At 69.0% G+C, this 22,081-nt stretch carries 21 protein-coding genes; 11 read left to right on the top strand and 10 right to left on the bottom strand.

Annotated elements, in window-relative coordinates; all coding sequences use genetic code 11:
• Positions 1-30 precede the first annotated feature (30 nt).
• On the top strand, positions 31-2,007 hold the full coding sequence (locus AB0B64_RS23235; RefSeq protein WP_358179529.1) for a beta-propeller domain-containing protein: 1,977 nt from the start codon (positions 31-33) through the stop codon (positions 2,005-2,007).
• A gap of 30 nt (positions 2,008-2,037) precedes the next feature.
• Here AB0B64_RS23235 and AB0B64_RS23230 read toward each other — a convergent pair whose 3' ends face one another.
• Together AB0B64_RS23230 and AB0B64_RS23225 are read right to left on the bottom strand one after the other, a co-directional pair.
• Entirely contained in the window at positions 2,038-3,768 is a 1,731-nt protein-coding gene (locus AB0B64_RS23230; protein ID WP_357948350.1) for a glycerol-3-phosphate dehydrogenase/oxidase, read from the bottom strand.
• Positions 3,769-4,034: 266 nt separating this feature from the next.
• Positions 4,035-4,805 (bottom strand): DeoR/GlpR family DNA-binding transcription regulator, encoded by a 771-nt coding sequence (locus tag AB0B64_RS23225; protein ID WP_357948347.1) that lies wholly within the window; start codon positions 4,803-4,805, stop codon positions 4,035-4,037.
• Positions 4,806-4,933: 128 nt separating this feature from the next.
• Here AB0B64_RS23225 and AB0B64_RS23220 point away from each other — a divergent pair, with 128 nt between their 5' ends.
• The 4 genes from AB0B64_RS23220 to AB0B64_RS23205 all read left to right on the top strand — a co-directional run bounded on the left by AB0B64_RS23220 (position 4,934) and on the right by AB0B64_RS23205 (position 8,834).
• Entirely contained in the window at positions 4,934-5,806 is an 873-nt protein-coding gene (locus AB0B64_RS23220; RefSeq protein WP_357948344.1) for an SIS domain-containing protein, read from the top strand.
• Entirely contained in the window at positions 5,803-6,936 is a 1,134-nt protein-coding gene (gene nagA / locus AB0B64_RS23215; protein WP_357948341.1) for an N-acetylglucosamine-6-phosphate deacetylase, read from the top strand. The genes AB0B64_RS23220 and nagA overlap by 4 nt, the downstream gene beginning before the upstream one ends.
• Positions 6,936-7,910, top strand: a complete 975-nt coding sequence (locus tag AB0B64_RS23210) for a 1-phosphofructokinase family hexose kinase (RefSeq protein WP_357948338.1) — start codon at positions 6,936-6,938, stop codon at positions 7,908-7,910. Before nagA ends, AB0B64_RS23210 begins: the two co-directional genes overlap by 1 nt.
• Before the next feature lie 99 nt (positions 7,911-8,009).
• A complete protein-coding gene (locus AB0B64_RS23205) occupies positions 8,010-8,834 on the top strand; it encodes a class II fructose-bisphosphate aldolase (protein ID WP_357948335.1) in 825 nt (274 codons plus the stop codon).
• A gap of 7 nt (positions 8,835-8,841) precedes the next feature.
• On the opposite strand, the gene AB0B64_RS23200 is transcribed toward AB0B64_RS23205, so the two are convergent.
• Positions 8,842-9,276: a GNAT family N-acetyltransferase gene (locus AB0B64_RS23200; RefSeq protein ID WP_358179527.1), complete on the bottom strand. Its 435-nt coding sequence runs from the start codon at positions 9,274-9,276 to the stop codon at positions 8,842-8,844.
• Positions 9,277-9,366: 90 nt separating this feature from the next.
• Here AB0B64_RS23200 and AB0B64_RS23195 point away from each other — a divergent pair, with 90 nt between their 5' ends.
• Positions 9,367-9,936, top strand: coding sequence for a dihydrofolate reductase family protein (locus AB0B64_RS23195; protein ID WP_357949471.1), 570 nt, complete (start codon positions 9,367-9,369; stop codon positions 9,934-9,936).
• On the opposite strand, the gene AB0B64_RS23190 is transcribed toward AB0B64_RS23195, so the two are convergent.
• Positions 9,933-10,358, bottom strand: a complete 426-nt coding sequence (locus tag AB0B64_RS23190) for a nuclear transport factor 2 family protein (protein WP_358179525.1) — start codon at positions 10,356-10,358, stop codon at positions 9,933-9,935. The two genes, AB0B64_RS23195 and AB0B64_RS23190, sit on opposite strands and share 4 nt — an antisense overlap.
• Positions 10,359-10,468: 110 nt before the next feature.
• Here AB0B64_RS23190 and AB0B64_RS23185 point away from each other — a divergent pair, with 110 nt between their 5' ends.
• A complete protein-coding gene (locus tag AB0B64_RS23185; RefSeq protein WP_358179523.1) occupies positions 10,469-11,200 on the top strand; it encodes a TetR/AcrR family transcriptional regulator in 732 nt (243 codons plus the stop codon).
• 8 nt (positions 11,201-11,208) lie between these two features.
• Here AB0B64_RS23185 and AB0B64_RS23180 read toward each other — a convergent pair whose 3' ends face one another.
• Complete coding sequence (locus AB0B64_RS23180) at positions 11,209-11,889, bottom strand: SDR family oxidoreductase (protein WP_357948325.1); 681 nt, start codon at positions 11,887-11,889, stop codon at positions 11,209-11,211.
• Between the two features lie 156 nt (positions 11,890-12,045).
• Here AB0B64_RS23180 and AB0B64_RS23175 point away from each other — a divergent pair, with 156 nt between their 5' ends.
• Complete coding sequence (locus tag AB0B64_RS23175; RefSeq protein WP_358179521.1) at positions 12,046-13,323, top strand: S1 family peptidase; 1,278 nt, start codon at positions 12,046-12,048, stop codon at positions 13,321-13,323.
• Between the two features lie 229 nt (positions 13,324-13,552).
• Positions 13,553-14,971, top strand: coding sequence for a hypothetical protein (locus AB0B64_RS23170; RefSeq protein ID WP_358179519.1), 1,419 nt, complete (start codon positions 13,553-13,555; stop codon positions 14,969-14,971).
• 21 nt (positions 14,972-14,992) lie between these two features.
• On the opposite strand, the gene AB0B64_RS23165 is transcribed toward AB0B64_RS23170, so the two are convergent.
• Entirely contained in the window at positions 14,993-15,337 is a 345-nt protein-coding gene (locus AB0B64_RS23165) for a hypothetical protein (protein ID WP_358179517.1), read from the bottom strand.
• Positions 15,334-16,698, bottom strand: a complete 1,365-nt coding sequence (locus AB0B64_RS23160; RefSeq protein ID WP_358179515.1) for a sigma-70 family RNA polymerase sigma factor — start codon at positions 16,696-16,698, stop codon at positions 15,334-15,336. The genes AB0B64_RS23165 and AB0B64_RS23160 overlap by 4 nt, the downstream gene beginning before the upstream one ends.
• Positions 16,699-16,907: 209 nt before the next feature.
• Between AB0B64_RS23160 and pip the strand changes: the two genes are divergently transcribed.
• Entirely contained in the window at positions 16,908-17,873 is a 966-nt protein-coding gene (pip, locus tag AB0B64_RS23155; protein WP_357948314.1) for a prolyl aminopeptidase, read from the top strand.
• A gap of 50 nt (positions 17,874-17,923) precedes the next feature.
• Here pip and AB0B64_RS23150 read toward each other — a convergent pair whose 3' ends face one another.
• The 3 genes from AB0B64_RS23150 to AB0B64_RS23140 all read right to left on the bottom strand — a co-directional run bounded on the left by AB0B64_RS23150 (position 17,924) and on the right by AB0B64_RS23140 (position 20,775).
• Complete coding sequence (locus AB0B64_RS23150) at positions 17,924-18,604, bottom strand: hypothetical protein (protein ID WP_357948311.1); 681 nt, start codon at positions 18,602-18,604, stop codon at positions 17,924-17,926.
• Entirely contained in the window at positions 18,601-19,161 is a 561-nt protein-coding gene (locus AB0B64_RS23145; protein ID WP_357948309.1) for a sigma-70 family RNA polymerase sigma factor, read from the bottom strand. Before AB0B64_RS23145 ends, AB0B64_RS23150 begins: the two co-directional genes overlap by 4 nt.
• A 180-nt stretch (positions 19,162-19,341) precedes the next feature.
• The gene (locus tag AB0B64_RS23140; RefSeq protein WP_358179513.1) at positions 19,342-20,775 is read right to left on the bottom strand and encodes a serine hydrolase; all 1,434 of its coding nucleotides are present in this window, start codon (positions 20,773-20,775) and stop codon (positions 19,342-19,344) included.
• A 697-nt stretch (positions 20,776-21,472) separates the two neighbouring features.
• On the opposite strand from AB0B64_RS23140, the gene AB0B64_RS23135 reads away from it, so the two are divergent.
• Entirely contained in the window at positions 21,473-21,958 is a 486-nt protein-coding gene (locus AB0B64_RS23135; protein ID WP_358179511.1) for a hypothetical protein, read from the top strand.
• Positions 21,959-22,081 lie beyond the last annotated feature (123 nt).

The following is a 22,081-nucleotide window of genomic DNA, read 5'->3' as shown; positions in this document are numbered from 1 at the left end:
CGCTCGGCGCGGAGATCCGTCAATGAGGTCATGAAGACGCTGATCCGTACGGTCGTGGCCGGGGCGGCCCTCGCGACGGCCATCTCCGCCTGCACCTCGGCGCCGGGGGGCACCACGCCCGTGAAGCAGCGCCTGCAGGTGCGCCTGGTCTCCTACAACGGGTGCGACGACATGCTCGCCGGGCTGCGCGAGCACGCGGCGAGCAACGTCGGCCAGTGGGGCTTCGGCGGCCCGGTGCCCATGTACATGACCCGCCAGAAGTCCATGGAGGCGACCAACGACGCCGCCCCGGAGCACTCCACGACCAACACCCACGAGGCGGGAGTGGACGAGCCCGACCTGGTCAAGACCGACGGCAACCGGATCATCACGGTCGCGGGCGGCACGCTGCGGATCATCGACACGGCCACCAGGAAGATCACCGGATCCGTCAAGCTCACCAAGGCCGACGAGCCCGCCTACGCCCCCGCCGACCTGCTCGTCTCGGGCGACCGCGCGCTGGTGCTGTATCGCGGGGGCGACATCATGTACAAGGGGTTCGCGCCTGTCGGCGAGACCAGATACCTGCTGGTGGACCTGTCCGGTGAGCCCAAGGTGCTCGGGACGATCAAGCCGCAGGGCACGTACGTGGACGCCAGGATGGTCGGCTCGACCGTCAGGCTCGTCACCCGCAGCCAGCCCGACATCACCTTCCCGGAGCCGAAGCAGAACGCCTCCGAGGCCGAGATGAAGAAGGCGAACGCGGACGCGGTACGCCGGGCGCCGCTCGACGCCTGGCTGCCCAAGATCCAGATCACGGACGCGGCTGGGACCGTCACCAAGAAGACGGTCGACTGCGCGCGGGTCAGCCATCCGGCCGACTACACCGGCACCTCGCTGCTGACCGTGCACACCATCGACCTGGCCCAGGGCCTCACGGAGGCGGGCACTGACCCGATCAGCCTCGCGGCCGACGGCGACACGGTCTACGGCACCGGCCAGAGTCTGTACGTGAGCAGCAATCCGCGCTGGTGGTGGCCGGTGCCGCTGGCGGCCGTGGAGGACACACCCCAGGCCCCCGCCACCGAACCCGACCCGACCGAGCCCAGCCCCTCGGCCAAGGTCACCCTCAGCCCTTCGGCCCAAACCACCGTCAGCCCCGAGCCCACCCCGACTGCCCCGCCTGAGGAGACCGAGGTTCACCGGTTCGACATCAGCAAGCCGGGTCCGCCCTCCTATGTGGCCTCGGGCAAGGTGCCCGGACGGCTGCTGAACCAGTACTCGCTGTCGGAGTACGAGGGCAGCCTGCGCGTCGCCACCACGCTCAACTCCGAGGCCCAGAAGACCAGCACCAGCAGCGTGTACGTCCTCAAGGCCGACACCCTGGACAAGGTCGGCGAGGTGGGCGGCCTGGGCGAGGGCGAGCGCATCTACTCGGTCCGGTTCATCGGCCCGGTCGGCTACTGCGTCACGTTCAAGCAGGTAGACCCGCTCTACACGCTCGACCTGCGCGACCCGGCCGCCCCCAAGGTGACCGGCGAGCTGAAGATCACCGGCTACTCCGCCTACCTCCACCCCGGCGCCGACGGCCGGCTGATCGGGATCGGGCAGGAGGCCAGCGAGAAGGGCAGGACGCTCGGCACGCAGATCTCGCTCTTCGACGTCAGCGACCCGGCGAATCCGAAGCGGCTGTCGCAGATGTTCCAGAAGAACTCGGGCTCCGAGGCGGAGTGGGACCCGCACGCGTTCCTGTACTGGCCCAAGACCGGCCTGTCGGTCATTCCGCTCAACACCTACGCGGAGAACAAGGAGGAGATCGGCGCCGTGGTCCTGAAGATCGACGACGCCGCGGTGACGAAGCTCGGCATGATCAAGCATCCGGTCCAGCGGCCGAAGGACGGGGCGTACCAGCCGAGCATCCAGCGCGCGATGGTCATCGGCGACTCGATCTGGACCGTCTCCACGGACGGCGTCCAGGTCAACGACGCGACCACGCTGGCCGAGCAGGCGTACATCCCACTCCACTAAAAGCCCCAATGAGAGGGCCGTTGAAAGGCGTCACTGCTCCGGGAGGGCGACCGGCACGATCTCGGGTGCGCCGAGTCTGATCGCGTCGGCCTCCTGGTCGGTGTCCTGCTCCTGGGACAGGCGTTCGGCCTCGACGCGCTTGGTGAAGTACTCGACCTCGCGCTTGACCTGCTCCCCGTCCCAGCCGAGCGGCTGGGCGAGGAGCTCGGCGGCCTCGTGGGCGCTGGCCAGGCCGCGGTGGAAGGTCTCGATCGAGATGTGCGTCCGCCTGGTCAGTACGTCGTTGAGATGCCTGGCGCCCTCGTGGGTGGCCGCGTAGACGATCTCCGCGCGCAGGTAGTCGTCGGCCCCGCCGAGCGGCCGGGCCAGCGACCTGTCGTGGTCTATCAGCTCCAGGACCTCGTCGACGAGCGAGCCGTACCGCTGGAGCAGGTGCTCGATGCGGGCCACGTGCAGGCCCGAGGTGTGGGCGAGCCGGTGCCTGGCGTTCCACCTCGCCTGGTAGCCCTCGGCGCCCACGAGCGGGATGCGGTCCGTGCACGACCTCGGCACCCGCTGGTCGAGCCCGTGGGCGACGGCGTCGACGGCGTCCTTCGCCATAACCCGATAAGTCGTATATTTCCCGCCGGCGATCATCACCAGACCGGGAACCGGATGCGCCACCACGTGCTCACGCGACAGCTTCGACGTCTCCTCCGACTCACCCGACAGCAGCGGCCGCAGCCCCGCGTAGACGCCCTCGACGTCGTCCCGCGTCAGTGGCACGGACAGGACGGCGTTCACGTGGTCGAGGAGGTAGTCGATGTCGACCCGCGACGCCACGGGATGCGCCTTGTCCAGCTTCCACTCGGTGTCGGTGGTCCCGATGATCCAGTGCCGCCCCCACGGAATCACGAAAAGTACGGATTTTTCGGTGCGAAGGATGATTCCGGTGAGCGAGTGGATCCGGTCGCGCGGCACCAGCAGGTGGACGCCCTTCGACGCCCGTACATGGATCTGTCCCCGGCCGCCCACCAGCTCCTGGATGTCGTCGCTCCACACGCCGGTCGCGTTGACCACCTGCCGGGCGCGTACGTCCAGCTCGGCGCCGCTCTCCAGATCGCGCACCCGCACCCCGGTGACCCGCTCCCCCTCGCGCAGGAACCCCACGACCTGGGCCCGTGGCGCCACGTGCGCGCCGTAGGTGGCCGCCGTACGCAGCATCGTCATCACGTAGCGCGCGTCATCGACCTGCGCGTCCCAGTACTGCACCGCGCCCGTGAACGCGGTCCGCTTCAAGGCGGGCGCCAGCCGCAACGCCCTGCTCCTGGACAGGTGCCGATGCCCCGGAACCCCGCGAGCCAGCCCCGTGGCGAACCCCAGCGTGTCGTAGAGGGCCACCCCCGCCCCCACGTACGGGCGCTCCCACCCGAGGTGGGTCATCGGGAAAAGGAACGGCACCGGCCGGACCAGATGCGGCGCGATCCGCTGCAACAGCAGCGCCCGCTCCTGCAGCGCCTCCCTGACCAGCTCGAAATTGAGCTGCTCCAGGTAGCGCAGGCCGCCGTGGATCAGCTTGGAGGATCGCGACGACGTACCGGAAGCGAAGTCGCGCGCCTCCACCAGGCCGACGTCGAGCCCTCGGGTGACGGCGTCGAGCGCGATCCCCGCGCCGACGACTCCCCCGCCGACCACGACCACGTCGAGTTCCTGTGCCCCCATCCAATCCAGCGCCGAGGTCCGCTCTCCAGGCCCAAGCCGGGCGATTCCCCTTCCCGCCATGCCCCTCCTCTTACCCGCCGCAGGCTCTTCTGCGACAAACTCCACTCTTTTCTTGTACGGCACGTATGGGCTACTCGCCACCCGCCGACCATGGCTGGGGTCCTCAGGAGAAGGCTCTTGTACGGCAAGCATGGGTTACCCGCCACCCGCCGACCATGCCTGGGGTCCTCCAGGAGACGGCCTCTGACCGGATGGTGGCCGAGCGCCGTTACGGCCCGCGGAAGTGTTGGGGAACACCCTGAGGCGGAGGCGGGAATGCGGGGGCGTCAGGCGCGGATGACCTTTACCCCCGCGTCGGTCAGCTCGCCGGCGAGGGAGTCGGAGAGCTGGGCATCGGTGACGAGCGTGTCGATCTGGTTGATGGGACAGATGCGGGAGAACGCCCGCTTACCGATCTTGGAGGAGTCGGCCACCACCACGACCTGCGCGGCACGACTGATGAGCAGGTGGTTGACGCTGGCCTCCCCCTCGTGGTGGGCCGAGGCGCCCAGCTCCACGTCGAGCGCGTCCACGCCGAGGAAGGCCACGTCGAGCGTCACCTGTTCGAGCACGCCCGACGCCAGCGGACCGATGAGCTCGTAGGACTGCGGCCTGGCCACGCCGCCCGTGACCACGATCTTGACGTGCTGGCGGACCGTGAGCTCCGAGGCGATGTTCAGGGCGTTGGTGACGATGGTGACGCCCGATTCGAGTGCTGGGCTGGTGGCCAGCGTGCGGGCCAGCTCGGAGGTCGTGGTGCCGCCGTTGAGCCCGATCACGGCGCCCGGCGAGACCAGCTCGGCGGCCGCCGCGGCGATGAGGTGTTTCTCGTCGGCGTGCCGGGCGGTCTTGTAGCGCAGCGGGAGGTCGTAGCTGACGCTCTGCGCGACGGCCCCGCCCCGCGTGCGCATGAGCATCTGCTGCTGCGCGAGCTGGTCGAAGTCGCGGCGGATCGTGGCGGTGGAGACGTCGAGCTCCTGGGCGGCCTCCTCGACGGAGAGCCGTCCTTCCTGCGCGAGCAGCTCGAGAATCGCGTTCCAACGATCGTAGCGGGACACGATGCCTCCCCTTTGAGATCCGTCGGGCCAAGCGTGGCACAACCTGGGAGGTCAAGCCACCGGTGCAAATTTCTGCTCCTTTATGCTATAAAAACAGCAGAAACAATCAATCGCCGGGGAGGCAAGTGGTGACCACCCACACCGAGGCCGAGATCGACTCCCAGCCCGAGTGCTGGCGTCGCGCCGTCGCGGACGTACCCGTCGACGCGCTGCCCCGCCCCGGTGAGCGGGTCGCCGTCGTCGGCTGCGGGACGTCGTGGTTCATCGCGATGGCCTACGCCACCCTGCGCGAGCGCGCGGGGCTGGGCGAGACCGACGCGTTCGCCGCCTCGGAGGCCCCCAACGGCCGCTCGTACGACCGCGTGCTGGCTCTGACGCGCTCCGGCACCACGACCGAGGTGCTCGAACTCCTGCGCAGGACCGACGCCAGGACCACGGCCATCACCGCCGACCCGAACACACCGGTCATGACGGCCGCGGACGACGTCATCGTGCTCGACTACGCCGATGAGCAGTCGGTCGTGCAGACCCGGTTCGCCACCACGCAGCTGGCCATGCTCCGCGCCAGCCTGGGCGAGGACCTCACCCAGGCGATCGCCGACGCCGAGCAGGCCGTGGCGGCCCCGCTCCCCGCCGAGCTCACCGACGCGGAGCAGTTCAGCTTCCTCGGCATCGGCTGGTCGGTCGGCCTGGCCCAGGAGGCCGCGCTGAAGATGCGTGAGGCGTCACGGTCGTGGACCGAGGCGTACCCGGCGATGGAATACCGTCACGGCCCCATCAGCATCGCCGGCCCCGGCCGTGTCACCTGGATGCTCGGCGCCGCCCCCGAGGGCCTGCGCGAGCAGGTCGAGGAGACCGGCGGCACATTCTTCCAGACCGGCCTCGACCCGATGGCCGAGCTGATCAGGGCGCAGCGGGTCGCGGTCGCCAGGGCGTTCGCCAGGGGTCTCGACCCGGACGAGCCCCTGCACCTCACCCGATCTGTGATCCTTTCTTCATGAGCCTTACTCTTGCCGACGCCCGCATCGTGACTCCCGAGGGAGTCCACGACGGATGGTTGACCATAGAAGACGGCCGCATCACGCACGTCGGGCACGGAGCCGCCCCTCGCGCGGGCCACAGCCTGGGCGGGCGGCACGTGGTGCCCGGCTTCGTCGACCTGCACAACCACGGCGGAGCGGGCGGCTCGTTCCCGACCGGCGAGCAGGACCGAGCGCGTGACGCCGTGGCGCTGCACGAGCGCCACGGCACCACGACGATGGTGGCCAGCCTGGTGACCGGCGCGCTCGACGACCTGGCCCGCGCCACGTCGTCATTGGCCGAGCTGTGCGACGACGGCCTGCTGGCCGGCATCCATTTCGAAGGCCCGTACATCTCACGGGCCCGCTGCGGCGCCCACAACCCCGGGCTGCTGCGTGAGCCGTCTCCTCGGGAGTTCGGCGAGCTGCTGAAGGCCGGACGCGGGCACGTACGCATGCTGACCATCGCCCCCGAGCTGCCCGGCGCCCTTGAGACGATCCGCATGGCCGCCGCCGAGGGCGTGCTCGCCGCGCTCGGCCACAGCGACGCCACCTATGAGCAGACGCTGGCCGGCATCGAGGCCGGCGCGACCGTGGCCACGCACCTCTACAACGCGCTGCCGCCGCTCGGCCACCGTACCCCCGGCCCCATCGCCGCGCTGCTGGAGGACGAGCGGGTCACGATCGAGCTGATCAACGACGGCGTGCACGTGCACCCGGCCATGCTGCGGCTGGCCTACGAGGTGGCCGGGCCCGCCAGGACCGCGCTGATCACCGACGCGATGGCCGCCGCCGGCATGGGCGACGGTACGTATGTGCTGGGTTCCATGGACGTGATCGTCACCGACGGCGTCGCCAGGCTGGCCGAAGGCGACTCGATCGCGGGCAGCACGCTCACCATGGACGTGGCCTTCCGCCGCGCCGTCCAGGAGATGGGCCTGACGCTGTCCGAGACGGTCCAGCTCACCTCACTGACGCCGGCCCGTGTGCTGGGCGTCGCCGACCGCGCCGGCTCGATCGCCGTGGGCAAGGCGGCCGACCTGGTGGTCCTGTCCGACGAGCTGGAGGTAGCGGGCGTGATGAAGCGCGGAGCCTGGGTCGTGGAGCCCTGATGATCCTCACCGTGACGCTCAACGCCGCCCTCGACGTCACCTACCAGGTGCCCCGCGTCGACTGGGACGGGGTCAACCGCGTCGCCGCCGTACACCGGCGGGCCGGCGGCAAGGGCGTCAACGTGGCCCGCGTCCTGGCCGCGCTCGGCCAGGACGTGCTGGTCACCGGCCTCGCGGGCGGCCCGACCGGCCAGGCCATCGAGGCCGACCTCCAGGCGGCCGGACTGCCGCACGCCTTCGTGGAGATCGCGGCCGACTCGCGCACGACGCTGGTGGTCGCGGATTCCGGCCAGGCCGTGGCGGGCGACGAGCAGGGTCCCGGAGCCAGCGCCGTGGCGGGCGTCGGGCGGGGTTCCGGAGGCCAGACCGCGCTGTTCAACGAGCCGGGGCCGGAGGTCACGGCGGTCGAGTTCGGGCGGATGGTCGGCCGTTTCACCGACCTGTTGGCCACGGCGGAGGCGGTCGTCATCTCGGGCAGCCTGCCCAGGGGTGTGCCGCTCGACGCGTACGCGACGCTGGCCGCCGTCGCCGCCGAGCACGGCGTGCCCGCCATCGTGGACGCCGACGGCGAGCCGCTGCGGCACGCGCCCGGTGGCCGCCCCTCGATCGTCAAGCCGAACGCCGAGGAGCTCGCGCGGGCCGTGCCGGAAGGCGGTCCCGAGGAGGGCGCGCAGGCGCTGCGCGGTCGCGGGGCCGAGTCGGTGGTCGTGTCGATGGGCGCCGACGGTCTGCTGGCCGTCACGCCCGACGGGATTTTCCGGGCGCGCATGCCGTACAAGGTGGAAGGTAATCCGACCGGTGCCGGTGACTCGCTGGTCGCCGGGCTGGCGCTGGGGCTCGTGGAGCGGTCCCCGTGGCCCGAGCGGCTCATCCGGGCGGCGGCACTGGGCGCGGCGGCGGTCGCGGCGCCCGTGGCGGGCGACTTCGACCGCGACGTCTACGCCGACATCCACCCCCGCATCGTCATCGCCTGAGAAACCGCCTTCACCGCCTGAGCCTTCGTCGTCCGAGCCCTCGTCATCCGAGCCTTCGCCATCTGAAGAATCGCCTGAGGAACCGTCAAAGGAGCCGTCATGCCCCTCGCCCGAATCGGCGACATCGTCCGCGAATCACCTGCGGGAGTGGGCGCGTTCAACGTGATCCAGTTGGAGCACGCCACCGCCATCGTCGCGGGCGCCGAGGCCCTGGGCCTGCCGGTCGTCCTGCAGATCAGCGAGAACTGCGTCCGCTACCACGGCGCCCTGGAACCCATCGCGCTCGCCTGCCTCGCGGTCGCCAGGGGGGCCGTGGTGCCGGTGGCGGTGCATCTCGACCACGCCACCGATCGCGCCCTGGTCGAGGAGGCGGTGGAGCTGGGCGTCGGCTCGGTGATGTTCGACGCGTCGGCGCTGCCCGACGAGGAGAACGTGACCGCCACCGCCGACGTGGCCGCCTGGTGCCACGAGCGCGGCGTGTGGGTGGAGGCCGAGCTGGGCGAGGTGGGCGGCAAGGACGGCGTGCACGCGCCGGGCGCGCGGACCAAGCCGCACGAGGCGGTGGACTACGTGGCGCGTACCGGCGTCGACGCGCTGGCCGTCGCCGTGGGCACCTCGCACGCGATGACCACCAAGGACGCCGTACTCGACCTGGACCTCATCGCCGAGCTCCGCGCCGCCGTGGCGGTCCCTCTGGTGCTGCACGGCTCGTCGGGGGTGCCCGACGACACCCTGCGCGCGGCCGTACGGCACGGCATGAAGAAGATCAACATCGCCACGCACCTGAACAAGGCGTTCACCGGTGCCGTACGCGACTACCTGGCCGGCGACGAGAAGGTGGTCGACTCGCGTAAGTACCTGCGGGCGGGCCGCGACGCGGTGGCCCGCGAGGTGACCCACCTCCTCGGCGTCCTCACGGGCTGAGCCGCCGTCACGGAAGCTGTTTGCGCATGGCCACGACCGTGCGGCCCTCGCGTTCCTTGCGGCCGGTCACGACGTAGCCGAGCGACTCGTACAGAGCGATGTTCCTGGCCATTTTGACGTTGGTGTAGAGGCGCAGGGCAGGCAGGCCGAGCCGCCGCGCCTCCTGCTCGGCGAAGGCCAGCAGGCTCCGGCCGATGCCTTTGCCGTGGAGGCCGGGGCGTACCGCGACGTTGTCGACGTAGAGCACCCCGTTCTCGGGGATCAGCACGATGAGCCCGTCGAGATCGCCGTCTGTCACGTGTACCCGGCCCTCGGAGATGAGCTCGGCGTAGTCGGCCTCCATAGGGCGGGGCCGCGCGCCGATGACGGCCACCCACGGCTGGTAGGCCGCCTGTACGAGCTCCTCGACCGCACCCCTGTCCGTCTCTTTCGCGCGCCTCATGTCCTCCATCGTCGCAGCCTTGACACCACTCTAGATGTAGTACTACGGTTGCATCACTTCGATCTAAGTACTACAGATGGAGTGACTCGATTGCGAAAGCTCACCTACTACGTCGCGACGTCCATCGACGGCTACATCGCCGGCCCGAACGGCGAGTTCGACTTCTACCCCCTGTCCGATGACCTGGCCGCCTACGCCAACGAGGAGTTCCCCGAGACCGTCCCCACCCACATCCGGAAGCAGATCGGCTTCGACGCCCCCAACAAACGCTTCGACACCGTCCTCATGGGCCGGGGCACCTACGGGCCGGTCCTCGACGTCGGCGTGACCAGCCCCTATGCCCACCTGCGGCAATACGTCTTCTCCAGCACGATCCCGGAGATCGCCGACCCGGCGGTGGAGCTCGTCTCCGGCGACCCTCTCGCGCTGGTGCGCCGCCTGAAGGAGGAGGACGACGGGCTCGGCATCTGGCTCTGTGGCGGCGGCAAGCTGGCCGGCACGCTGCTGCCGGAGATCGACGAGCTGGTCGTCAAGGCGTACCCGGTGGTCGCGGGGTCGGGCATCCCCGCCTTCGACGGCGAGTTCCGCCCGACCCCGTTCAACCTGACCGCGACGCGCACGTTCGGCAACGGCGCGGTCCTCATGAGGTACGCGCGCTAGGAGTTCAGCGCGCTCATCAACTCCTCGCGGTACTCCTCCATGCCCATGGGGTTCCCGTAGTCCCGGGAATGGACGATCAAGCCCTCCCGCACCCGGACGACCATGATGTACGTCGAGACGACAGGCCGCCCCGAGGCGACGAGAGAGCCGTGGAGTTCGAACTCCACGATGACCACCTCGGGGTCCGCGGTCTCGTGGATCAGCACGTTGTCCGTCCGCTCCCAGCGCAGCACGCCTTTGGCGGCCTCGAACCTGGCCCGCAGCTCCTCACGTCCCTGCGTGCGCCGAGGGATGCCGGCCGGGGCGAACGGTATTTCGATCACGACGTCGGGGGCGTACATGTCGGCCAGCCCGCCGTCCACGGACGCCCGCAGGAAGCGATCGACGACCTCTCGGGGGGTCGGGTATGTCGGTACGGACATGCGAACTCCTCGTTGTGCATAGAATCGGAACGGTCAACCCGCTTAGACGCTACGGAACGCACGTTCCGGTTGTCAATCCGGGCACCAGAGACCGGCGCATGGGAGGCCACATGACGATCGCCGCTCGCGCGGACGCCCGGCACAACCGCGCCCGCGTGCTGGAGGCCGCCCAAGAGGCGTTCGCGGCGGAGGGGCTGTCAGTGCCACTCGACGTGATCGCCAGACGCGCGGGCGTCGGCGCGGGCACGGTCTACCGGCATTTCCCCAGCAAGGAGGCGCTGTTCGAGGCGGTGGTCCACGACCGGATCGAACGCCTGGCCGACGAGCTCACCGCCCTGCTGGCCACCGGCGAAGCGGAGACCGGGGAGGCGTTCTTCACCGCCTTCGCCTCGACCGTCGAGCAGGCCGGACTCAACAAGGCGCTCTGCGAATCCTTCGCCTCCGGCCTCAAGGCGGAGATGGCGCTGGAGGCCCGGCGACGCTACGGCACCGCCCTCGCCGCCCTGCTCGACCGGGCCCGCCAGGCCGGAGCCGTACGCCCGGACGCGCAGCTGACGGACGTCATGGCCCTAATGGCGGGATGCCTCACGATGGAGACGCACAGCACCACCCCGGGCAGGACCACCGCCCTCGTCCTCGACGGCCTCCGCACCGGACGCTCTCCGCTGCCCACCGTAACGAAACCCGTTACGAAACAGAAGACCCGTAACGAAACCCCTACCGAGTCCGCCCGCTGCGAGGAGTGCGGCACCGTCATTCACACGTCCCGCACCGGCCGCCCACCCCGCTTCTGCGGCGGCGCCTGCAGGCAGAAGGCCCACCGCCGCCGGACCACCGGCTGACGGGCGGCTTACCAGGCCAGAGCCTCGCCATCACGGAAGAATCCCCCGGTAGGCCCGCCATCCGGCAGATCCACCGCCCACAGCACGCTCCGCGCCCCCTCGTCGACCGGCCGCCCGCCGGGCCCGCCCATGTCGGTGGCCACCCACCCAGGGCAGACGGAGTTCACCAGGATCCGATCCTCGCGCAGCTCGGCGGCCAGCATCCTGGTCAGCGCGTTGAGCGCGGTCTTCGACACGGTGTAGGCCGGGGTGCCGCCGCCCATGACGGCCAGCGACCCGGCCTCGCTGGAGACGTTCACCACCCGCCCGTGATCGCCGGCCCGCAGCAACGGCAGCAGCGCCAACGTGACCCGCCAGGTCCCCAGCAGGTTCGTCTCCAGTGCCTCCCGCACGACGTCGAGGTCGGCGTTCTCGGCTCGCTGCCAGGTGTCGTAGTGGATGGCGGCGTTGTTGACCAGGACATCTACCTTGTCGTACGGCAACTCCTCGACGAACCGGCGCACCGACACCGGATCACCGACATCCAATTGCCGCGGCTCCACGGTCCCGCGCAGTCCACTCGCCGCCTTCTCCGCCTTCCCCAGATCCCTGGCGGTCAGGATGACGGTGTCCCCGGCCAGCGCGAGCTGGCGAGAGACCTCCAATCCGATGCCCCGGTTGGCCCCGGTGACCAGGCAGACGCGATTCATTCGTACGACCCTACCCACGGGAACCGCTCCCTGAGCCTGACCTTGATCAGGCACAAGGGCGGGGTGCACACACCGCCCCCGTAATTGGACGCGGAACAAACCGTGATCCCCATGCTGTGATGACTCGCGTTTGTCACAGACACGGGGGTTTCACTCATGCAGCAGAAAGTCCGCTTACGCCTGACCATCCTCAGCACCGCCTGTGCGCTGCTGCCCTTTCTGGGCGCGGGGGCAGCCACGGCGCAGACCGCCACCGACGACCCGGCCGTGACCACGCGGGCCATCGACGACCCGGGCGGCAAGACGCCGGACAGGGACGCGACGGGGCCGCGGGGGGCGGTGCCGGGCGGGTTCGCCGACTGGAAGGCGCTGTTCTCGGAGCAGACTCGGCTGAACGGGGTGGCCGACCGCATCATCGAGTCGGCCGAGAACGCCGAGGGCTACGCGGGGATCGTCGTCGCACCGGAGAACCACGAGGTACGCCTGTACTGGCGGGGCACGGTGCCGCCGGCCGTACAGACCACGATCGACCAGGGACGGCAGACGGCTCCGGTGGCCGTACTGCCGGCCGCCTACACCAACGCGCAACTCCTGCGGGAGGCCGAGAAGTGGGCCGAGGCCGGCCAGGCGAGCGGCGCGGCGCCGCAGCCGGACGGCAGCGGCATCCGGCTCTCGGTCACCGGGGAGGACGCCGACCCGCAGCAGTTGCAGCGGCCCAGCGGCACGAGCGCGCCGATCACGCTGGAGACAGGAGAGGAGTTCAGCCCGGCCTACAGCAGGCAGGACGACGTGCCGAGCTACTACGCGGGCGGCCGGACCTGGAACCAGCAGTCGGGGGCGGGCTGCAGCTCCGGCTTCGCGGTCGTCGACAAGTACGGCACCCCGGGGTTCCTCACCGCCGCTCACTGCGGCAATGTCGGGGACCAGTTCTACGACGGCGGAGGCATCAGCCCGGCGAACTACATGGGTCAGCTGTCCTGGCGCGTCGCCAAGCGAGACGCCGCGATCGTGCTCGCCGACGCGACCGCGAACGTCTTCGACGGCAGCAACACCGCCTCCACCAGCAACAAGGTGGTGGCGCTGTGGAAGGCGCACGTGGGCAACTTCGTCTGCAACTCCGGGGCCACTCTGGGCGAGAACTGCCTGATCAAGGTGACCGAGACCGGCTGGAGCGGCACCTACACCAACGGTCAGTACGTCAAGCACATGGTCCGCGCCAAAAGCGTCGTCGGCGGCTGCGCCGTCGCACACGGTGACAGCGGGGGCCCGATCTACTCCTACACCAACTGGTTCGACGAGGTCGCCGCACAGGGCATCACCTCGGCCGTCAGCAAGAAGGTGTACTGCGGCGCCGCCGATGGCGGATCCGTGATCGTATTCTCCCGCGTCTGGGACGTGGACCTGGAATTCGGCGCCCTGCTCCAGGTCTGGTAGTCCGTCAACCAGGCTGAGCTTCGCCGCCACAGCGCCCAGGACCACCCCAACGGGAGGCCCTGGGCGCTCCCGGCTGCCAGGACCCCGGGGCCGAATCTGGGCCTAGGCGGCCGCGGCGGCCCGGCATACCATGAGGCGGCTTCAGCGACGCAGCGATTCCAGCCCCCTGGCGACCCAGCGTGTCCCCGGGTGCGCGCGCCTGACGGCCCGTATGAAGGGGGTTAGGAAATTGAGCGTCTACGGCGGACTCGAGTACACCGAGGACCCCAACCTCACGAACCTGGTGTCCTTCCCGGGGAACGTGAACCCGGGCACGGCAGTCGCCCCGGCCAGGACGCTGACCATCGGCGGCGAGAACATCGGTGTCTACAGCATCGACCCCGCGAACCAGGCCTGGCTGGGCGCTCAGCGCAACAGCGACCACCAGGTCTGCAAGAGCGGGCGGGTCCGGCTCACCAACGACACCATCTCGGCCGAATGGGTCATCGAGGGCCACGAGCAGGACGGCCTGAACATCGACACGATGATGGCGAACATGAAGGCCGACATCGGCACGCTCATCAACCTGCGCCAGCAGATCAAGCAGGAGGTCGACCAGGCGACGGCCGCGACGAGCGCGGACAACATGATCATCCTCGCCCCGGGCGCGGCGGTCAACATGTACCCACCCGGGGCGCAAGGGCTCTTCTGGTACCGCAAGGCGCCCGCGACCGCCACCGGAACGGTGCAGATCACCGTGCAGTACACCAAGCCCACGACCATCACCCAGATCTGCCTGATCAACGCCGCCCGATGGCTGCCGGGCAAGAAGATCGATCCCGGCGACGACGTGGACGTGGTGACCGGCACGACGGGAATCACGTACAAGGCGAAGTACGACCTCACCGGAACCTCGAGCCACACCGCCGCCCTGGCCCTGCTGGCGGAGCTGACCAAGAGCGCCAAGGCGATCTCCAGCGAGGGCGGCTACCTGCTGACCAAGGATCAGGTCGGTCTCATCACCCTGATGATCGTGAACGACGCGATGGCGTCGGTGCAGAGCCGCCACGCGGACACCATCGGCCAGGCCGACGACAAGAACATGCAGCGCTTCTTCCCCAAGTCGCGCCGCGACGCCTACGTACTGGCCCTCGCCGCGCGGCCGCTCGCGGACCGGTACCTGAACCAGTTACGCACGAACATCGACGCCATCGCCGCCGCTTTGGGCGAACTGATCTGGAACCGCTGTGACGCGTTCGCCCTCGCGACCGGCAAGACCAAGAACGAGCTGTCCAGAGGGCCCGGTGACGCTCCGGCCAAGGCCGAGGCCATCGCCGAGACGGAGCGGCGGGCCGTCCAGGACAAGAAGATCCTGCCCATGGAGCTCGACGGGATCAAGAACGCCGTCCTGGGAGCGAACGGCTCGCTCCTGGCCACGTGGATCAAGAGGGCCGTACTCGCCTACACCGACTCCACCGCGCAGGCCACCGATCACTACGCGGCCGGCTCTGGGCACAGCCATGTGATCACGTCCCTGTCGCTCTCCGCACCGGTCGGGGTCACGTACGCCGCGATCTACGAACTGCGCCGCAACGAGATCCCCATGACCGCCGACCACCGGGACGAGGTTCTGGAGATCATGCGCAAGCTGTTCACCGCCTCCGTCTGACGGCTCAACGGCTGGGACGGATCAGCGGATCAGCGGATCAGCAAACTTGTCGTCTTTCTCCATGGCGGTCCCGGTGGCGGGTTTCTGACACCGATCATGCCTCACCCGGGATCGCACGGGCATGTGAGAACGGGCCGGTCGGCTCGGGATTCCACCGAGACCGCCCGGCCCGCTTCGAGTTCGCGTCACCTCCCGGCCAGGGCCGGGTGTCACGCGGTATCCCTTGCCGGCGACCATGACGCGGTCACCGGTGATCAGGGTCACCGTGTTCCCGGCGGGTCCGGCGCTCGCCCGGGCGGCCGATAACGGTGTCGCGGCGGTCACCTTGAGCAGCAGTGCACCGGTCAGCGCCCTGGCGGCGATCATGACGTGCTCTTCTCGTCGGCGGCGCAGCCGTCCTTCCGGAGGATCGTGCGCATGAGCTCCTCGTCCATCGGCGTCTCGCTGACGACGAGGAAGGCCTTGCCGAGCTCGGACATCCCGCCACCGGTCACGTACATGGAGTCGGGCACGGATGTGCTGACCTCCGCGTCCTCGCCCCGCTGGCCGGGCTTTTTGATCGAGAAGTCGGTGATGGAAATACCGAGCGCGGCCAGGCTCCCCCGAACCTCGCCGACCCTGCGGTTGTAGAACGGCTTGCAGTGCAGGGGCTCGCCCCGATCGTGCAGGCCGGCGACTGCTTGGTACTCCTCCCCGGGACGGCCTTTACGGCCGAGCTTGATCTCGGCCTTGCCGGTGAAGTCCTTGGCGATGGTGAGCCCGATCGGGCAGCTACGCGAGAAATCGCACCCCTCCGGGCGGTCGATCGTCTTGATCTTGTCCGCGTAGGGGAACGGGCCACCGCTCCATCCCGGGGTGTCGGGGGAGATCTCGCCCACGAGGGAAGGGGAGACGGGCACGACCTTGAGTGAGATGTCGAGGCCCGAGTCGTTGAGCTGTGTCTCGTACACCTCGCTGTTGGCGTACAGGTCCTTGACCTCGATGAGGTAGTGATCACCTTCGTCCTTGATGTCCAGCGCGGCGGCGGGCGTGGCGCCAAGGACGACCGTGGCCGACCAGCCCGCGCCGGCGAGCGCCGCCGCGATCGGCAACACGATCAACGGCCGCCACCTCGTGCGCCGGGCGCGCGGAGCGGGCTCGGCCATGTCCATGATCTGGGTCAGCATCTCCCGCGCGCCCGGTGTGAGGCCGGGGCCGGGGTCAGGGGCCAGGCGCTTGCGGGCGCGGTGCAGGCGCTGGCGCACCGCCACCCGCGAGCAGCCCAGCACCTTGGCGATCTCGGTGGGGCTGAGCTCTTCCCAGCCCACGAGTGACAGCAACTCCCTGTCGTCGTCCGACAGGCGCGCGAACGCCTCCCTGGCCCCTTCCGGGGCCTGGTCGAACGTCGTGCCGGCGTACGCTGAGAGCTCTTCGCGAAGGCGCAGTGTCAGGGCCGTACGGCGCAGGGTCCCGCGGCGCTGGTTGGCCAGGATCCGCCGGGCCGCGCCGTAGAGCCACAGCCTGACCTCGTCACCGGCCGGCAGGTCCGCCAGCCGCCGCCAGGCCGTGGTGAACGTCTCGGCGATCACATCGGCGCAGTCGTCCGGGTGGTCGGTACGCCGCCGGACATAGCCGGAGACGGCGGCGTAGTGCTCCGTGTAGATCTCTTCGAAGCGCCGCTGGGACTCCGCCGTGCCCACATCATCGTCCTTCTTCAGGAATGTCACATGCCGGTAGATGTCCGGCAACCTACGAGCGTGACAGCTCCACCGTCCGGAACGATCGCGACCCAGTGACGCGACGGTCGCACCGGGGAAAAGGAAGAACTATGTCTCGCCATTTGGACATCAGGTAAGCGGCGCCTCCTTCACCTCCTGAACATGCTTTCTGACGAGTAGCTGAATCAGGAGCGGCGAGCGTGCGCGCCAGGCGGCGTCGGCGTGTATGTCTGATACCCATGGGACAAAGAACGTTTTATCCGCCTATTGAGCCGTACGAGACCGGGATGCTTGATGTGGGCGACGGGAACGAGATCTATTGGGAGGTCAGCGGCAACCCCGACGGGAAACCTGTCGTCTTTCTCCATGGCGGTCCCGGTGGCGGGTCGTTACCGCCACAGCGGCGGTTCTTCGATCCCGAGGCGTACCGCATCGTCCTGTTCGACCAGCGCAACTGCGGGCGCAGCCGACCGCACGCGGCCGACCCAGGGGTGTCGCTGGAGACCAACACGACCTGGCACCTCGTGGCGGACATAGAGCGGCTCAGGCGGCACCTCGGCATCGAACGCTGGCAGGTGTTCGGCGGGTCGTGGGGGTCGACGCTCGCGCTGGCCTACGCGCGGCGGCACCCGGAGCGGGTGAGCGAGCTGGTGCTGCGCGGCGTCTACCTGGCGAGCAAGGCCGATGACGCGTGGGCGTTCACCGGCACCGGGTCGGCCCGGCTGTTCCCGCGGGAGTGGGCGGCCTTCCGCGGTTTCATCCCGGAGGCGGAGCGGGACGACCTGGTCGCCGCCTACCATCGCCGGTTGTCCGACCAGGACCCGGAGGTGCACGTACCGGCCGCGCGGGCCTGGGCGGCCTGGGAGCTGTCGGCGAACACCCTGCTCCCCGCCCCACCGCCACCTCTGGACGACCGGGAGCTGGTGGGCTTCTCCCGCATCGAGGCGCACTACTTCAGCCAAGGGTGTTTCCTGCGGGAGGGCGAGCTGCTCGACGTGGCCGCGATCCGGCACATCCCGTGCGTGATCGTGAACGGCCGCTATGACATGAAGACGCCGCCGGACGCGGCGTTGGACCTGCATCTGGCCTGGCCGGAGGCGGAGCTGCGAATCGTCGAGGACGCCGGGCACGCGGGCGCCGAGCCCGGCACGCTGCACGAGCTCATCGCGGCCACGGACGGCTACCGCTCCGCCTCCCTCGGTTAAGCGCCCACCGCCGGGCGGGAGCCTGCCCGGCGGCGGGCCAGCTACACGAGTCAGCTACCGGCCGGCGGGTATGCCTCGGGGTGCTTCTTGGGGTCGGGCATCTTGTCCCAGGACGGGTCGTCGATGACCTTGCACGGCTTGACCGGACCGGTGATGAGATAGCCGCTGAACCCCCACAGGGCTCTGGGCTTCTCCGGGCCCGAGGTCTGGTCCGCGTTCTCGACGAACTCCATGACGGCCGTCTGCCCCGTCTTGATGTACTGCGGACTGATCCGGACCTCACCACGGCCCAACTTGAACGTCTTGCTGTTCACCGAGTTCTCGATCGCGTCCTTGACCCTCTTCTGGACCGCGGGATCCTTACTGGTGATCTCCTCCTTGGAGAACGAGGGGCCGAAGTCGGCGTCGCCACGGCCGGGGGCGCATCGGGTGCCGGGCTTGACGTAGGAGACATCGGCGGTCACGCCGGCTGTCGCCAGGTCCTTCTCCACCTGATCTGGGTTTCTGAACTCGGTGATCTTCAGGGTGACCGAGCCGTCGCCGTTCTTCGTGACCGCGTAGGCCGGGGTCTCCGACCCGGTCAGGAATGGCACCGCGACGGCCGCCGCGGCCGCCATCGCGGCCACCGCCGCTCCGGCGAGCAGACGCCGCCTGACGACCACACGTCTAGCCGTGTTCCGGGCGGCGATTTCGGTTTTGAGCTCCATCAGCAGCTGCTCCTTGAATCTCATCGCATTCCTTCCATGACGAAGGGCGCCATCTCCGGCACATTTCTGAGCGCGTGGCGGGCGCGGTGCAGCCTGGCCCTGGCGGCCCCCTGCCGGATGCCCAGAGCGGTGGCCGCCTCGCCGATCGTGAGCTGGTCGATGACGACCAGTTCGAGCATCGCGCGATCACCGTCCGGTAATCCGGCCATGGCCTGGAAGGCCCGCCTGGCCACGCTTTCCGCGTCGATCCGCTCTTCCAACTCGGCGAGGTCGTCGGAGTCGAGCAGCCTTCGCCCGCCCAGGCGATCGGCCAGCCTCGTCTCCTTGAACGCCCGCCGCCGCTCGGCCGACAAAGTGTTGCGAGCCACGCCGTACAACCACGCGATCTCGCTGCCGAGCCCGGGCCGGTAGGTGTGAGCGGAGTCGAGCACCGCGACGAAAACCTCGGCCACCAGATCGGCGACCGTGTGCGGATCATCGACCCGGCGAGCCAGGAAGCGCGCGATCGCGTCAACGTGGCGCCGGTAGAAGGCTTCGAAAGCCTCCGGGTCTGTGGCGATGTCCGACTGTTTGCGACGCACCGGCCATGCTCCCTTCGTCGATTACACCCCTTCTTGGTCAGCTGCCGAAAAAGCGTTATGAGAGTGAACAGATGATGCCGATGTTCCCGGCCGCATCGGTCTCGCGGGCCGGGAACATCGGCATCATGGGCCCGCCATCAACGCGGCAGGCTATTGCGGATGATCAGCTCTTGGTGCTGATCAGCTCTTGGTGCGTTGGGCGAGCCCGGCGGCCTCGTACCGGTCGATCGCCGAGCCCAGTTGAGCCAGCTTCTCGGTGTAGGCGACCGGGTAGACACCGGGCTCGGTCGCCGGCCGGTTGGCGTCCACGTACTGGGTGCCGAGGTTGGTGAAGGCCACGACGACGTAGTGGCGGCCGGCCTTGCCCGGCAGGGACCGTACGATGCCCGCGTCAGCTCCCGAGTTGCCGACCCAGCCGGTCTTGTGCGCGAAGGTGACCTGCGCCTGCTTGTTGCACGGCCGGACGTCCTTGCCGAACTTGTTGCCCTCGACCGTCACCGTGCCATCGGCGGCCACCCACCGCGAAGCCACCCGCTGCGGGATGCCCGCGGCCGGGTACGCGCTGCCGCACCGGTTGGTGGTGGAGAGCATGTCGTTGAAGCCCTGCTCGCCGAGCAGCTTCTTGAAGACCTGGCGGGAGGTGGGGCTCAGCACCGCGCCGGTGACCGGTGAACCGTTGGGGGCGGTCCACGCCGTGCCCTGTACGCCATCGACCAGCGCGAGCAGCTTGGCCGTGTCCAACGAGTTCATCGTGACCGGGTTGGACCAGCGCCCGCCGTTGGCCGGGTTGGTGTTCTTCAGCTGCATGGTCTCCAGGCCCAGGTCCTGGAAGGTCTGGTTGAGCTCGTCCACCGCGCCCTTGTCGTGCAGCAGCTTCACCAACGCACAGGACGCGGCGTTGGAGGAAGAGGTGATCGAGGCGTCCATGTAGGCGCTGATGGTGTTGCTCGACGGCCCACCGCACAGTGAGCTGACCGTGGTCGGCTGGTAGTCGTAGGTGTCGTCAAGCTTGATCACGCCCTTGTCCACCAGGCGCAGCACCCCGAAGTTGACCATCAGTTTCAGGACGGAGGCCGGGTAGGGGAGCATGAAGTCGATGGGCGCGTTCTCCCGGCCCGGCACGATGTCGATGGTGCCCTTGCCCTGGTTGGCGTACCATCCGGCGTCGTCCCACTGCCGCCAGCGCACCTGATCAGTGTGGAAGTTCCGGTCCACCGGCACGACGATCCCGTTCGGATACTGCGGGCTCATCAGGACCGTGCCGGACGACACCGGCCGGCCCCGCCGGTCCAGCTCCAGTACGGTCACGTCGAGTTGCGGCTGCTGGACGATGGGTTTGGGGTCGGCCGCATTGGCGAACAACCGGGCGTAGTCGGCGGCCGTCTTCGCGTCCTTGTCGACGCCATTGGAAAGCGTCCGAGCCTGCGGGGATGCCGGCGGCGCCAGGTCGAGGACCTGCTCGAAGCGCAGACCGTTCATGGTGTCCCGCAGGAAGGCGGCGACGCCGCCGCCATCGGTGGTGGCCTGGGCCGGCGGCGTCACGGCGGCTAACAGCACCGAGGCAGTGGACAGTGCGACCACGGCACGACTCGTTCTGGTTCGGAAAATAGACACGATCTGTAATTCTCCTTGGCAGACGTTTCCCGATGAGGGAGTTCAGGTCTGTGTGGGCTAGTGACGCGGACTTCGAACGCGGCGAGGAATCGGCCCGGTTCATGGAAAGGACACCCAAAGGGGCAGCCGTCACCCTGCAGCCCCCGTTGCAGGTTCGTGACCTTAACACAGTCTGGATCTTGATTCCGGACTTCCGGTGCCTTCCCTCAGATCTCCTGCGGGATATCGATACGAATCAGATCGGTGATCGCGGGCGGCTTCCCGGGAAAAGCGCCGGTAAGCACGCACGATCAGCGGTGGGCGTGAATCAGCCGCTTGCTCATTGGACCAGGCGAGCAAGGCGGCTCCCCGGCCCGACCCACTCAGCGGCATCGACGGTTTCCGATGGCACCGGGAAAACGTCACCGAGCAGCGACCGGGCCAAGGCGAGGGGCCGCCCGATATCCGCCCCCGGACGCTTCGCGGCCATTCCCAAGATCACGCGCATGAGAGCCCCCAACAGAATGATCTTAGCTGCGCTTTGATCTCTGGCGAGAGGACCCCTGGTGGCGCGAGCGAAGCCGCGTCGACGGGCGTCTGCCGGGCCGTGCCTCCGATCGACCCAAGGCGGCCGCGGCCATGCTTGAGCTCATGCGTACCTCTCCATCGCCTGGATCCTCGTCAGTAATTGCCGCGAAGCAGCCTTCGAGTTCACGCCGTGGCAGCGCGCGAGGATGGGGTGGAGGGTGCCGACGACGCCACCGCGACCGGACCCTTCCTGGCCGACGAGCTGTCGTTCATGTTCGCCCGGCCCCACGACCGGCCACCGCACTCGCACTACCTGATCGGCCTCGGCGAGCAGCGCGAGAGCGTGGTCGATCCGCACGTTCTGAACGACCCGACCGGCGTGTTCGTGGCCCAGCTCGGCGCCCCGTCGGCGGAGAAGATGGGGGCGGGCGACCGGATCATCCTCCTGGACGTGGCAACCGGCTCACAGGCCACCACCGAGCCGTCGCCGGACGGAGGTTGGCTGGTACGCCAGCACGGGCCGTTGAAGCTGTGGGATGGCGTCGAAGAGGCGGTCTCGACCTGGGAAGCGGCGGGGAAGCCGCCGCGGTCGGGGTACGGCCTCACGGTCACCGGGCAGGGGCAGAAGGTGTGGCTCGGCGACCCTGACGGCCCCTCGTGGAACCTGCCTGCTTGAACGGGGTCCATTCGGGTTCGCGCAACCAGTCCAAGGTAACTCTCGGTAATCACATTCGGTCAACGACGCTCTCACCGGAACATTTGTACAAGCTACCGGCGCGCACCAGGGACGACAGTGGGG

This window comes from Nonomuraea sp. NPDC049129 (genome assembly GCF_040648495.1).
Taxonomy (GTDB): domain Bacteria; phylum Actinomycetota; class Actinomycetes; order Streptosporangiales; family Streptosporangiaceae; genus Nonomuraea.
Note: the sequence above shows the minus strand (reverse complement) of the source record. Positions and strands in the feature narration are given on the sequence as shown.

What these genes read in the sequence shown, in the direction of transcription:
- AB0B64_RS23150 (WP_357948311.1), bottom strand. Translation starts at nt 18,604, where the DNA reads ATGAGATTCAAGGAGCAGCTGCTGATGGAGCTCAAAACCGAAATCGCC.
- AB0B64_RS23200 (WP_358179527.1), bottom strand. Translation starts at nt 9,276, where the DNA reads ATGAGGCGCGCGAAAGAGACGGACAGGGGTGCGGTCGAGGAGCTCGTA.
- AB0B64_RS23175 (WP_358179521.1), top strand. Translation starts at nt 12,046, where the DNA reads ATGCAGCAGAAAGTCCGCTTACGCCTGACCATCCTCAGCACCGCCTGT.
- AB0B64_RS23210 (WP_357948338.1), top strand. Translation starts at nt 6,936, where the DNA reads ATGATCCTCACCGTGACGCTCAACGCCGCCCTCGACGTCACCTACCAG.
- AB0B64_RS23180 (WP_357948325.1), bottom strand. Translation starts at nt 11,889, where the DNA reads ATGAATCGCGTCTGCCTGGTCACCGGGGCCAACCGGGGCATCGGATTG.
- pip (WP_357948314.1), top strand. Translation starts at nt 16,908, where the DNA reads ATGGGACAAAGAACGTTTTATCCGCCTATTGAGCCGTACGAGACCGGG.
- AB0B64_RS23235 (WP_358179529.1), top strand. Translation starts at nt 31, where the DNA reads ATGAAGACGCTGATCCGTACGGTCGTGGCCGGGGCGGCCCTCGCGACG.
- nagA (WP_357948341.1), top strand. Translation starts at nt 5,803, where the DNA reads ATGAGCCTTACTCTTGCCGACGCCCGCATCGTGACTCCCGAGGGAGTC.
- AB0B64_RS23185 (WP_358179523.1), top strand. Translation starts at nt 10,469, where the DNA reads ATGACGATCGCCGCTCGCGCGGACGCCCGGCACAACCGCGCCCGCGTG.
- AB0B64_RS23190 (WP_358179525.1), bottom strand. Translation starts at nt 10,358, where the DNA reads ATGTCCGTACCGACATACCCGACCCCCCGAGAGGTCGTCGATCGCTTC.
- AB0B64_RS23205 (WP_357948335.1), top strand. Translation starts at nt 8,010, where the DNA reads ATGCCCCTCGCCCGAATCGGCGACATCGTCCGCGAATCACCTGCGGGA.
- AB0B64_RS23165 (WP_358179517.1), bottom strand. Translation starts at nt 15,337, where the DNA reads ATGATCGCCGCCAGGGCGCTGACCGGTGCACTGCTGCTCAAGGTGACC.
- AB0B64_RS23230 (WP_357948350.1), bottom strand. Translation starts at nt 3,768, where the DNA reads ATGGCGGGAAGGGGAATCGCCCGGCTTGGGCCTGGAGAGCGGACCTCG.